Origin of the sequence: Paenibacillus woosongensis, assembly GCF_030122845.1 — a bacterium.
Taxonomy (GTDB): domain Bacteria; phylum Bacillota; class Bacilli; order Paenibacillales; family Paenibacillaceae; genus Fontibacillus; species Fontibacillus woosongensis_A.
The window spans coordinates 4,235,396-4,248,444 of record NZ_CP126084.1; the positions used below are offsets into that span (position 1 = coordinate 4,235,396).

At 47.7% G+C, this 13,049-nt stretch carries 12 protein-coding genes; 3 read left to right on the forward strand and 9 right to left on the reverse strand.

Annotated features, from left to right (window positions below):
- Positions 1 to 35 precede the first annotated feature (35 nt).
- Positions 36 to 239 (forward strand): helix-turn-helix domain-containing protein, encoded by a 204-nt coding sequence (locus tag QNH46_RS19385; protein ID WP_283925672.1) that lies wholly within the window; start codon positions 36 to 38, stop codon positions 237 to 239.
- A gap of 311 nt (positions 240 to 550) precedes the next feature.
- Here the strand turns inward: QNH46_RS19385 and QNH46_RS19390 are convergent, their stop codons facing one another.
- The 9 genes from QNH46_RS19390 to QNH46_RS19430 form a co-directional block, all read right to left on the reverse strand.
- Positions 551 to 1,018 (reverse strand): DUF6985 domain-containing protein, encoded by a 468-nt coding sequence (locus QNH46_RS19390; RefSeq protein WP_283925673.1) that lies wholly within the window; start codon positions 1,016 to 1,018, stop codon positions 551 to 553.
- A 17-nt stretch (positions 1,019 to 1,035) separates the two neighbouring features.
- Positions 1,036 to 3,852, reverse strand: a complete 2,817-nt coding sequence (locus QNH46_RS19395; protein ID WP_283925674.1) for an HNH endonuclease — start codon at positions 3,850 to 3,852, stop codon at positions 1,036 to 1,038.
- Positions 3,853 to 3,932: 80 nt separating this feature from the next.
- Positions 3,933 to 4,259 (reverse strand): DUF4280 domain-containing protein, encoded by a 327-nt coding sequence (locus tag QNH46_RS19400; RefSeq protein WP_430691849.1) that lies wholly within the window; start codon positions 4,257 to 4,259, stop codon positions 3,933 to 3,935.
- Between the two features lie 106 nt (positions 4,260 to 4,365).
- A complete protein-coding gene (locus tag QNH46_RS19405; protein WP_283925676.1) occupies positions 4,366 to 4,890 on the reverse strand; it encodes an imm11 family protein in 525 nt (174 codons plus the stop codon).
- A gap of 16 nt (positions 4,891 to 4,906) precedes the next feature.
- Positions 4,907 to 5,536 carry a hypothetical protein gene (locus QNH46_RS19410; protein WP_283925677.1) on the reverse strand — a complete coding sequence of 210 codons (630 nt, stop codon included), beginning with the start codon at positions 5,534 to 5,536 and terminating at the stop codon, positions 4,907 to 4,909.
- Positions 5,533 to 6,945 (reverse strand): phage baseplate assembly protein V, encoded by a 1,413-nt coding sequence (locus QNH46_RS19415; RefSeq protein WP_283925678.1) that lies wholly within the window; start codon positions 6,943 to 6,945, stop codon positions 5,533 to 5,535. Before QNH46_RS19415 ends, QNH46_RS19410 begins: the two co-directional genes overlap by 4 nt.
- A complete protein-coding gene (locus QNH46_RS19420) occupies positions 6,942 to 7,541 on the reverse strand; it encodes a hypothetical protein (protein ID WP_283925679.1) in 600 nt (199 codons plus the stop codon). The genes QNH46_RS19415 and QNH46_RS19420 overlap by 4 nt, the downstream gene beginning before the upstream one ends.
- A gap of 256 nt (positions 7,542 to 7,797) precedes the next feature.
- Entirely contained in the window at positions 7,798 to 11,025 is a 3,228-nt protein-coding gene (locus QNH46_RS19425; protein ID WP_283925680.1) for a cellobiose phosphorylase, read from the reverse strand.
- Between the two features lie 126 nt (positions 11,026 to 11,151).
- Complete coding sequence (locus QNH46_RS19430; protein ID WP_283925681.1) at positions 11,152 to 12,156, reverse strand: LacI family DNA-binding transcriptional regulator; 1,005 nt, start codon at positions 12,154 to 12,156, stop codon at positions 11,152 to 11,154.
- Positions 12,157 to 12,350: 194 nt separating this feature from the next.
- Here QNH46_RS19430 and QNH46_RS19435 point away from each other — a divergent pair, with 194 nt between their 5' ends.
- Positions 12,351 to 12,527: a hypothetical protein gene (locus QNH46_RS19435; RefSeq protein ID WP_196427172.1), complete on the forward strand. Its 177-nt coding sequence runs from the start codon at positions 12,351 to 12,353 to the stop codon at positions 12,525 to 12,527.
- A 150-nt stretch (positions 12,528 to 12,677) separates the two neighbouring features.
- Complete coding sequence (locus QNH46_RS19440) at positions 12,678 to 13,034, forward strand: hypothetical protein (RefSeq protein WP_213593332.1); 357 nt, start codon at positions 12,678 to 12,680, stop codon at positions 13,032 to 13,034.
- Positions 13,035 to 13,049: the final 15 nt, after the last annotated feature.

A 13,049-nucleotide genomic window follows, 5' to 3' on the forward strand; every position in this document is an offset into this window, starting at 1 on the left:
GTATATTGTTTTATATAGGTTTTGGGAGGACTACAATGAAAATCAAAATTAAATTGCAACATCTTTTAGATGAACGAAATATTTCTCAACGTCAGTTTGCGATTATGGTTAATATGCGTCCTGGAACAATAAATGCCCTTTGCAGAGGAACCACAGACAGAATTTATATCAGCACTCTAGAACAGATATGCACAGCATTGAATATACACATTCATGAATTAATTGATATGGAAGATTGAGCGTTTCTCCTATATGATACTGAGCCCGTTAAGGATTTAACTCAGTCTGGACTTTTTACAGTTTATATAATTCCCTTCACTTCACTTACTTGCCATTGGTTTTCTCCTCCTTTTGATTTTGAGCGTGCAAAAAAGCTCATTCCTCCTCAAGGTGCAAGTGGGAAAGAGCTTTATCAAGTGTTTTGTGTTTGTTGGTTTTTACGATCTTACTGTCAAGAGTAGATCCGATTTATTACTCTATTTCTGGGTTAAACATGTTTTTAGTTGCATGATGTAACGCATTCACTGCTGAAATAATCTTACCCTAATTATCAAATTGTAATATCCTGATAGCCTACTTCAACCACCTCTTCATCTAATAAACGAAGTCCCAGTCCATTTTCTGCATCCCATGTACAATTAAATAGTATTCCGATATCGCGGCCCTCACGAATATCTCCGTACGGAACAACAATTCCATCTAAAGTAATCATCTCCATAAGTTGGTCGATTGTTTCAACTAAGGGATAATTCTCATTAAAAGCAATGTCATAACCCAGTTCATGTCTCTTTTGTTGGTAATAGTCTAAGATTGGTTGCAAGAAGCTTTCCTGCAATTGCTCCCATTTTTGCATTAATGATTGATAAGCTGTATATTGTTCTTCATCAAAATTACCGTCTTCATCCCCTTTAATTATTAGAGTTATCTCGGTTTCTTTCCCTAGGAAATTAATAGTAGTATCCTTAGACCAAATAAAATCATATTCGAGTTCACCAAAAATCGAATCATTAATTGTCATTTTTAAAATCTCCTTTTTTATTTTTGGGCAAATCCTCCAGGTTCAAAAGCCCCTGCATTTATTTCTCCTACACCGCCAAGATGCCCAAATGTACTATTTATTTTAGTTGGTACGAGTTGTATCGTTGTGACATCATTTAATTCATGCCATGTTAATTTGTTTTTGTCTCGGTATTTTTCAATGTCCCTTGAAGTAATCCCACCAGGTTCCATCCCAAATTGACGTGCTAACTCAGGAGAATTATTGAGCTGATCAGCTAATTTTTGGTCTGCTTGAACAAAATTATATGCTCTAGCTTTTGAGCCATATTTCCCCTTCCCACCTAACATATAATCTATTTCTAACTGTGCTTTTGCTACTGGTGATAAATCCGGAACGGCATTTTTGTACTGTATACCATCAATACCGAATTCATCCAATATTTTTTTCAATTCTGGGTCTGGTGGTGGTTTAAGAGTACATATAGATTCACCCCTTATCCCCTCAAAACCAACCTTTTTATTATCAAGTGCAGGTGTTTGATTAAGCCTTGCTTCGTACGAACTGGCAAATTCAGTTTGTTTAAAAGCAGGTGGAATTTCAACAGCCTTAGCTATTTTCTTCGCCGCCTCCTCCTCGAGTTCCTTCATAACCTTGTCATAATTAATCTGCACTTCAGTCCGTTGAGGAACTTTATCCGGCATCCACTTCTCGAAGAAGCTAACATTTGGCGACGGGATACCATTTGCCAGTGCTGGCTGTCTCACCGCAAACATTTGAGCAAATTGACTGCCTGCTGCCGCTAAATCCTTCAAGCTCTCTTTAAAGCCTTCTTCTACGCTCTTAACTCCTTGTTTTAGCCATGCTGTGGAAGCTCCAACTGCCTTTTGGACAAGTTCACTTGATTTCTGGAATCCTTTTTTCCCTGCGTTCCCGATAGCTTTTAGAACTCTCGCATCGAATAATCCGCCGGTTATGCCACCAATTCCTGCGTCCATGAGTAATGTAGTGAAGCTAAATCCATTACCCTCCATACTCTGGCGCATAATACTTTCAAAAGTATTCGTTGTTGCGCCGAAAGCCATTTTCCCACCAATGGTCGCCATAGTTCCAAACGGTCCAAAAACGGCTCCAGATACAGCTCCAATCACGGATTCTCTAAAGGCAGCCTGCATATAATCTCCCATATCGCTGACTTCGCCTTTTACAATATCCGAAACGGCCATACTGGCTACGGCGGCGGTTCCTGCTATCGCAGCTCCAGCAGCCACGGCTCCAATGACAACTGCTCCAGCTCCTAAAGTGGCCACACACAGCACCGCTACCGCAGTGACCGCTGCCACCACAGCTAGCCCCGCCACTACATTCTTAAAGAGCTTGCCCCAGCTAAACTTCTTCTCCTCTTCTTCCTTCGGCGTATAAGTCTCGATCTCATCGTTATACTTCGGATAGCTTGTTCGGTCGGCACCATCCAGTTTGACCTGGCTTCCGAGTAGGTGATACTCACTTTCAACTGTAAATCCGCTCAGCTTGCTTAATTTCTTGGCCAGGATCATGTTCGGTGTTCGGAATACCACACGCTTCGGAGTGTACAGCGAAATATCTTCGCCCGCGTTCATCGTGAGCTTTCGGTGGCTTGTCAGGATGACACCTGCAGCATCATCAAAGCTAATCATGAGCGGCTCTTTGGAACCACTGACCACATTAATCGCTGTCGGCGTAATTTCTAGCTCACTGCCATGCTCTGTGCCGAAGTAGCGATTGTTGGGATCGCCGGTTTTGCTGCAATCCTCTCCGTTCGTTCGCACACAGCCAATGACCTTGGCCTTGCTTCCTGCATCATCCGGGAAGTACAGGCTCGCATTCGTTCCCTTCTGGGGCATCGAATACATGACACTGCCCGTAGGCGGGGCAAAGGGAAACCAATAGGCTGATGCGGGCGACTGCTCCTGATCGATCTCCAAATGCAGCTTAACCTGCTGACCCTTGACATCTAGCACCTTCCCGTTCATCGAGACGCCGACTAACTTGGAGTTATGTATCCGATTTTGACGTATGCCATCTCTTCTCGATAAACGGTAATTATAGATCAGTTGGCCCTGATCCATGGCGGCTTTCATTTCACTAATCACCATCGGTTTATCTCGGAACAGAACCTCATCGCCGATAGCATAACGTGTGCCGCTTTGAATCTCGTATGTAAAAAAATCGGTATGATGCACCGAGGCAGCTCCTGACCTGGCCTCTTGATACGCTAGTAAATCTTTGCTTGCCGTATACGGCAAGTCATCTGGAAGCTGGATGCTGTTCCTGTTCGGCACGCCGATGTACATCCGTGGTTTGGCTTCGTAAATATCACTGAATACCACGCTCTGTAAATGACTGGCCATCCGTTTGAGGAACTCCCAGTCGGTCTCGTCATATTGGATGATCGGCTCGCCAATAGGCTCGTTTTCACCCACGAGTTGAATCACATCATACCCGGCGTAAGCCTTCAACACGCTTTTGACGAGTTCGCCGTACGTCATGTTCTTATTTTGGAAGGATCGGCGCCTCTTCTGGGCATCCAGCCGGCTTGTGCCGGAAATGGCTTCCAGCTCTATGCTATAAATCCCGTTGTAATGCTTGGTTTGTACGTTGGCAATGAGTCCGCTGAAAATCTTGGTTTCCCCGTCATACACCTGAACCTCGTCATCGGTCGACGCTTTGAGTACGGCGTTAACCTGCTCTTGCTCATCGAGAAGGCCACGAATGAATAATCGCCCATGCTCGTTTGGCTTCCATTCCATTTGAATGTCTTGAACTACCTTGATTCGGTATGGTGATGTTACGCTTATGCTTTCAAACCCTATCATATCCACTAGCCTCCGATCGCATAACTTTTCATGCTGTCCGGTCGCCTCCGCTTATGCTCCTTCATATTTGGCATATCATCCTACTCCTCTTCATGCTGACCACTACTGTTAAAACGGATGACTCCGCCTAATGAGCAGTGCAGTTCTGACTCCGTGGTCAGAGCCGATTTCCCTTCTACCTTTGCCTGCTCTTTGGTCTTCTCCCATTTGCTGCCGGCCAACAGAGCTAGCAGACATGGCTTCCCCTGTATTTCCTGTCCATCCATCGAGATTAGGTAAACCGTCTCGCCACTCTGATTTTCCGGACTGCTGCAGATCCCAAAATTCGAAATATTTACTTCGGGAATCGAGTCCGATTCGTTCATCATCGGTTTGCCATTGACATAGGCCCCGTGGCTATTCGGCAAATTCAATTTCCGTAAATGTGATCCACAATCGCAAAAAATATTAGCACCACGTACAACGTACTCATACTTATCCATTCGTTCACGCCCTTCCCCAGCTTTCGTTCCATCACTCCACAAGAACTTTCTTCAAGCTAACTCCGATCATATCCCGGCGGAGTATGCTCTCAGCTACATCTAAGCGGACAATGATCAGAGGTTTCTCACTTTCTTGCACGCGGAAAATTCGTTTCTTCGCCACCTTCTCCCCTTGAAGCACCAGCTTCTTGATGACGCTTCGATCCGCATTAAACTCACTGCTTGGACTTAGAGCTTCGACTTCCTCAAAAAAAGGCAGGAAGTAAAGACTTTGCTTACTATTGAGTTGGTCCATCAGAGGAATATGCTTAAAAATACAATCCGGCTCGTACATGGCGATCAATTTCTTCAGCTTCTCTGACAACAAGTAGAGCTGATTGCTTAATAGATCCAAGTACTCTGTATCGGTAGATGCCTTAACCTGAAAAATCGTCGTATCTGCAATCTGATGAGAACGTAAGCGATTCATATGGCGTATATCGATTTTTTGCCGAATATTTTGTATGACTGGCGTGTCGGTATAGCGTTCATCCTGCTGCATCACAAAGTAATCCATGACATCCCTCCTCCATTCACTGCCCTGCCGTGATTTCTTCCTGTTCGGCTTCCGGCTGGCCATAGAGCAGCTCACTGCGATCCCGGTATTCCCCGGCCAGAATGCAAATATTCGCTTTCTTCCTCAGCAGGTTGTAGCCCTCACATTCCAAAATAGGAGGAATCATACTTCTCATAAACTCGATAGTGAACAAATGATATCTTATCGCTTCAATTTGCAAGATTCGTTCAATATCCATCGTTGAGATTTTCCGGGCATAACTTGTTTTTACAGCTTCCAACTCCCGCATTCTCTGAAATAGAGGATCGAATATAAAATTGGCCTGCCAGTGAGAAGAACACTCTACGGGATCAAGAAACCAACGCTCGTCATGAATATCAATGCGATAACTAGCCTTATGCTCCATTAAGCTTGTCCGCAGCAAAGAGAGGTAGATGTATTGAATATCTCCCTTCACCCCTGCTTCTTGAAGCTCGGCCGCCTGTTTACACGCTGTATCCACAGAACTCACAAATTCTGTTATCGTAGCTTCTTGATTCTGGATATAGCTATCAGAAATAATATCCAAGTCGCCCTGCCAGCGATCAAACACATGATGTTCCAATAAATGACCCAACGCCTCTTCACGACTCATGACAGAACTCATTCGATATTCACCCGGCCCCCGCTAAGCGTGACCTCATCCTCCACTTTAAGCGAAGCATTCCCTTGCACGAATTCAATGCCCGACTCCCCTTGGATAAGAATCTTGGCACCGCCGTTAATTTCGATATCTTCCATGGCTGACAGGGAAATCTTCTTGTCGCTGTTAATTTCAATCCCCCCGTCATCGGTAAGTTTCATCAGCAATTGGCCCCCGCCAATAATTTCAACCGCGCCGGGTTTAAACACAATTTCTTTGCCATATTTGGTACTGATGCTCTTCACTGACGGGTCGCTTCGTTTCTCAGGATTAGAGGAGTCGGTATCTACCGAGCTCGCGGCAAAAGCGTTCTTCTCTTGTTCATCGGGAAAATAAAGCCGCACTTCATCCCCTTTTTCCGGCATGCAGTACCAGCCGCTCCCATCCGGGGATGAATAAACCGTGGAATAAGCAAACCACATCGCTTCATTGACAGGTTGATCCCGATCAATATGCAGCTTTACCCTGACCTTATCCTTCGCCACATCAAGAATCGTTCCGAATAACGACGTTCCTGCTAAGGCATAAGGATATTCCGTTCGGCAGCGCAGCCCTTTGGCATCCTTTAGGTCATACAAGCTGCTCAGTATGCCGTTCTCTAGTTTCGTCTCCACGCGGCTGACATACAATGTCCGTTTCTGGAAGGTAACCGCCTGGCCCAACTCAAACACCTTGTGGCTTGTAACCGTGTAACTGATGCTATTTTGCTCTGATATATCCTTGACACCATTCTCGGACTTCAGCTTATAGTCTCTTAAATCTTTATTGACAGAGTAGTTGTATTCATCTAATTTCTGTGGGTTATCAGCGTCTGGCAATCCGACATACAGTTTGATACCGGTTTGAGAGCTGACAGGAATAAGAGGAGCGTGGAAATGCGAGGCTAATCTCCTCATAAATGCCCAGTCGGTTTCTTGATATTGGACCAGCAATCCCCCCGTCTTGTTGCCTTGCGATGCTTCGTCAATGACATCGGAATCAGGGTAGCTGGCGATAATTCGATGGAACAAACTTTTATAAGATAGTTCTTTGTTTTGGATCGATCCAGTTTCCTTACGGATATCCATAAGGATGGATAAGCTATGGGCTTCAATGGCAATGCTTCTTACACCACGCGCAGCTTGTACGGATATATTCGTAATTACACCGTGAAACAGAGGGATTGCCTTATCCTCATCCTGGACCGCAACCCGAATGGTATCGCTCGCATTGGCTTGTTCAATATACTTATCCTGCATGTCTTCGGAAATAATGCCGCTAAGTTTCAGCTTGGCATGTTCGTTCACTTGTTTTTCAATGACGAGTTCCGTAATTCTCTCAAACTTATAATTTGATACCTTAATATTTGCAGACGTATAGATGATCTCACTCATGCTTGTTCCCCTCCCTCTTCTTCAACATGGACAATGAGACTGCGAATGGCTTGATACGCCACATCTCTCCAATCGGGATAATCCTCATATCGGCAGCAGAAGGTTCCCATGAGGACTTTGCCTTCAAATTCGAGGAAATACATGATGTTAAACAAGGCTCCGTCGATCACCATATTTTTGAACTCAAAGTATCCGAACGTTTTCTCGTTTACAGTCTCTACCCCGCTTTCATAGAAAACATGGGAGGGATTCGATTTTTGAATCATCGTTTTCATGCCATCAGACAGTTCCGCTACCATTTCATCCTTTAACTCATGATCTATTCGGTTGAGAGTGAAATTAATGGCTCCCGTCTCATCGCTTCTAATGATTTCAGGCCGTTGTTCATAGGGATACTTAATAGAACGAATCTCCTTAGGCATCTCTTCAAAGTCAGCAGGAAGGTAGAGAGAGATTTTGTCCTCGTAGAAAGACTGCATGGTAAATTCATAATACCGGTTCCCAATTTTCACCGGCCCATCCGTAATCGAACGGGATACCATCGATTGCTCTGCTTCATTAATGATCTGCGTAATCTTCTCATCCATAAACGACATAACTTTTCCTCCTCCTTTTACCACCTATACCTATATTTCGGAAACTTAATCGATGTAATTAAGCCATATTCATACAAAGCATCCATTTAGCCCAAAAAAATATAATTGCCGGGCAGCTCCCCCCCCCCGGGTCATAGTTCGTACATTTCATTCATGAGGACGTAAAAAGGCTGCCGAGATTTACTCGACAGCCTGTAGCGGACAACGGCCCGCGCGTTGCTTCTTTATATCATTTTTTGATTTCATCTTTTATGGATTAGTTCAAGTAGATATCGATTGCAGCCACTTGGCCATTCCGGACTTCATGCGCCAGTTCGGGGCCAATGACGCTACCGGCGATATCGGCTGTGGAGCCATCCTTCTTCGTCAGCTGAATTCGCTCTACCATCGCTTTATCTGCGCCAAACGTATCCGCCTTACGCGGATTATGGTAGGTCACCTCCGTGCTGCCAAGGAATTTAAATCCAACTTTCCCTTGCTCATCGAACAACCATCCCGGCAAAGTCGGTTCAAAGGCAAGCTGCAGCTGGCCGTCCTTGATGCTGAACACCTGGCTGCCGATCATCATTTTAATCCACATGCTGATAAACTCGGCAGTCGAGCCGCTTAATCGGGCAACAAAGCCACGGCCATGCACATGAGGGTCAGGGTTGACGCTTGTAGCGATAAACGACGAGTTCTCCAGTGTACTGCGGCCGTATACCGCAGGATCCAGGAACGGAATCAATGACGTCTTCATTTCCGCAAAAAACTGCTCATACAGCCCGCTCTTCAGCAGTGCCAGCAAATATTTATAGCTCATGTGGAGGAATACCGACTCCCGCTCCAGCCAGCCTGGCGTAAAGGCCCGAATCCGGCCGATCTCCTGGGATTCGCCATCCAGGCTCACCGAGGTTTTGTACATCTGGATCTCTTTATCGAACAGGTCGCTCTGCCGGATCAGCTCATACGCCTTCTCGGCTTGCGCCTTGTCGTCGATCGTCTTCAGCCAGCGGGCCGGCCCTTCAAGGAAATGCGGCAAAGGCTTCGCTTCAAATTTCTTCACGATGACCTTCGGCAGACCATAGCCGCTAATGACAGGTTTGCCCTGAGCATCTATAACAGGCTCGTATTCCACCGCTTCGAAGACGAAATATGTCGGCGTCAGGCCATGGCCCAATTCAATAGCCCGTTCGATGCCTTGATCGATTTTTTTCAGCATTTGTTTGTAAATGGATCCTAGCTCAGCAAGTGAAATCTGCTTCAGCTCGCCGCTGATTCCGAAGCGGATCTCGTCGCGGTACTGCTCGCGAGCGGCAGCCACTTGGTCCCAGTAATTGAACTGTTCAAGCTCCCCGGCGAATTGACGCTCCATTAACAAGCTTACCCGTTCAAGCAGCTCATGCATCTCTTCTGGAAGGCCCACCTGCCGATCGCCATACAGCTCGCTTGCCTCGATGACCAGCTTCACGATCCGCTTCAGCTCGAACGTCTCGCTCATGCCGGAGCCGAACAACCCTGGAAGGCCGTTCATCGCATCGTTCCAGCCCGGCTTGTCGCCTTCCATTTCCACGCCCATGCCATAAGGGTCAAGCGTCGCAAATTTGTTCAGCGACAACGAGATCAGCTTGACGAACAGATTCGTGCGGAATATCTCGCCTTCTCCATGCTTCGTTTTCAGCCAGTTCGTATCATTAAGGGACAGGCCGAACCTCTGCATTTTCTCCTCATCATGCTCCAGCGCTCCGTATTGGCGCACCTTCGTCCCGTTGATGACGTATTTCTCGCTTCGCGGGAGCACCCGTGCCGGGCTGTCGAAGAATGTGTAGACCTCTTCCCCGAACAGCAGCTTTTCTTTGCGATCCGGGAAAATATCCAGATATCCCTCGACGAGATCCATATTGTACGTCCAGTGATCCGACCAGTACCCTTCGCCGAAGGCGGCTTCGATATTCTGCTCCGCTAGGGACAGAATCCCCGTCAGTACCTCTTCCTCACTCCGCCGCAGGCCTGCGTCCTTGTCCGCCAGCAGGGAGATCACTTTACCTGGCGTAAATTTGCCTAGGCAAAGGGCCTGCAACTTCTCGGCGATCTTCGGGTTCGATACCGAAGTCTCCACCCATTCCCGCAGGCCGGCCGCCCGCTGCTCCTGCACCGTGAAGCTCGTGCCCTCTACGCCCAACGGGTTATAACCGTCCGCCTGAATTAAGCTGAAGAACGTCACGATATTAAACGTGCCTACCCGCGGATTGAAGTAAATATCGTTCCTGCGGTTCTGGTTGGCGTCGCGGAAGTTCCCGTTCCCTTGAGAATAATACTCCGGCGCGATCGAGAAGAAATTGTAATCGCGCTCCAAATCCCCGTGCTTGCGGGAATATAAGTGAATGACAAACCCTTCCCGGCCGTTCTCGAACAGGAACGGATAGCCGCCGCGCAGGAAGTTATCCATATAGCTCTGACGGCAGTATGCATCAAAGAGCGGCGATGATGTCCGGGTCGCGATATCATCGGTCAGCTCCTCCGTCAATTGACCTGCTTCCGCCTGCTTCACGGCAATGTAAGCAGGACTAGCAATGGATGGCGCTTTTTCATTCAAACGCTCCATGCTCTCAATATGGCCGATTAACGTATACAGCGTAGTCGTCTCGCCAGCTGCCAATTGCGCGGATAATCCCGTAAAACCGCAAGGCACCTTATTCGTGCAGTACTCCTGCTCCGCCGTCAGCTCGGCGAGGGAACGCTCGGCAAAACGGTCCGGGTACGCCAGGGACGTATTGTCGCCAAAAATGATCTGGAAGTCGACAATCGGCTTGACGACCTTGCCGTCCTGGCCGAACGAAAGATAGAAATGGCCGCTCTGCACCTCGCTGACCTCCGCACTGTCGCTTGTGCTTGAACGTACGCGGTAATAGGGAATGCTGTTGTCCAGATTGTATACTTCCATCCAGCTCCGCAGCAGGTTTCCGACTTCCTTGTATCCGGCGTTGTCTACACCGTATGGCAGAATTTCCGGCAGACCGTCCAGCACCTCAAGCTTCATGGGCTCCCCGGAAATATTAGTGATCTCCACTTTCCGCACCAGGGCGGCATAGTCGTCGTTTGGCACTTGGAAATAAGTCACCTTGATTCCGATTCCCTGCTCCTTGTTGACTTCCTCAATGCCGATTTCATTCGGCAGAATCACCATTTTCCGCTCGGCAGCGGCATCTGGAGCCGCGCTTTGAAACGGTTCATAGATTCCTTTCGCGCCTTCCCGCTTGATAAAGGTTCTGAAGCCTTTGGATGATACCGACTGGTACGTGATGCTCGCCGGAGAGAATTCCATGATCGGGCTTTTCTTGTCGCGAATGCCGAAGCTGCATACCGCCTGGCCGCGGTTGACGTAGAACGTCCACATCGGAATTCCCTTCAGGCCTGCCAAACCAGGGAGAAAGCTCGAGAAAGGCTTGGCTTTATCAAACTGCTTGATGACGAAAGCGTTCTGATCAAATGAATAGTTAGACATGCTGTTACCTCCATTTATCATTATTGTTTCTCAATCCATCGGTTTACAAGATATTCCCCCATCTGCAAAGGGTCGAAACCGGTTTCGATTTATGTTAAAAAACAAGCCGGCCCATGAAGCAGGCAACTACAAAGGGCGGCATGAATCGCGTATAACCAGCTCGACTGGAAGCATATCTCGCTGTAATTCTTTATGGCCTTCTATCGAATAGATTAACATGTTTGCGGCCCTGCTGCCAAGTCCATATGTATTCTGGCGGATCGTCGTCAGGGCTGGCGTCAAATATTTCGCCATTTCAATATCGTCAAAGCCGATGACGGAGATGTCTTCTGGAACGGATACCCCCTGCTCCCTCATCGCAATCATTGCGCCGACAGCCAGATTATCCCCGGCCGCGAACACCGCCGTGGGGCGATCCTGCAGTTGAAGCAGCTGCTCCATTGCCTTCCTTCCGCTGTCTACGGTAAAGTCATAGCTGCCTTGCACGATGAACTCCGGCTTAGGCGACAAGCCCCGCCGCTGCATGGCTTCGATGAAGCCCTGAGTCCGCTTCTCGCCGGCAAAGGAATGCCCGCCCCCAATATGAGCGATGGAGCGGTGTCCGAGCGAATATAAATAATCAACGGCCATCTCGCTGCCCATCGTATTGTCGGAATAGATCGTGCTGGCATGCTCCGATTCGGAATCCAGCAGGACGCAAGGAATATCCGCCTCCACCAGTTCGTGGAAATAAGGGTCATCATAGTCCGGCAAAATCACGACGATACCATCGACGCCGCGTATTTTACAATGCTCCAGATACCCGCTGGGCTTGCCCCCGATATCCTTTGTGATAAACATCAGATCGTAGCCTTTCGAGGTAGCCACCTTCTTGAAGCCTTCAATGACGCCGCCGAAATAAGGATGCAAAATTCCGGCTCCTGACGATTCATTGAACAGCACGCCGATCGTCCAGGAACGCTTGGTCGTTAGCGACCGGGCATGGGCGTTCGGAACATAATCCAGCTGCTGCGCGGCCTCGAGAATCTTACGGCGGGTCTTCTCGCTAACGTCCGAATAGCCGTTGAACACCTTGGACACCGTGGTCGGCGAAAATCCGGTTAACTTGGCAATATCATAAATCGTAGTCAAAGCGTTTACTCATCTCCTGGTACATTCATCCGAGCATGGTCTCATACGTGTCAAGCAAATTGTAGTCGTCCCAGCGGCAACAAGTCAACTACAAATGTGACAATTGCATTTGTTTCAACCTCCTGGCCGACGTTTAAAAATTACACAAGCAGCAAAACGCATCCCCAATTTGAGAGGATAAGGAGGTAAAGTCCATGTATGAGCCTCGCGAACGTAATGAAGTGAGTAACGTAGACGTAGAAAGACGAGACATTCAGCAGAAATCCGAGCCAAGCATGGTTGCTTCGACGTTTATTAAATATGCCGCTTATATCGTGCTGTTCTTCGGCTTTCTGTACTTCCTTGTAAAATACGTATTTCCAATGTTCTAATTCAGTTGGAAATCTTTGCGCATTTGCCGGAACGCCAGAAGGCGTCCCGGTTTTTTTGTTATTTCTTCCGTTTGAATGTGGCTATTCGGGGTAAACTCCAATTAAGCATCAGCTTCAAGCCTGTACATCATAATGAGGAGGAGATTCCCCTTGCCAGAACATTTAGAACATTTAGAACATTTAGAACACGGCGATAATCCCAAGACTGAGGCCGCTGATCACGAGTACAAGAGATACCAGGTATTGAGAGAGTATCGGCCGGAGAACGACATTCCCGGCGACGATTTGCTCCCGCATGATACACGCATCACCCAAGCGCTTAGCGAGGATGACCCCCATTCCAGCAAGCAGGCGGACGATGTGCGGCATAGCAGCGATTTTCCTGATGTGCCCGATGCCGATGAAATTGCCGCAAACAGCCCCGTAGATCCTGCCGCCCCTGACCCGAACGCGGTACCCGGCATTGATGTGCTGAACGGCTATGATGGGGATGACGGGGATGAGTGAGCCATGCCGGTTACG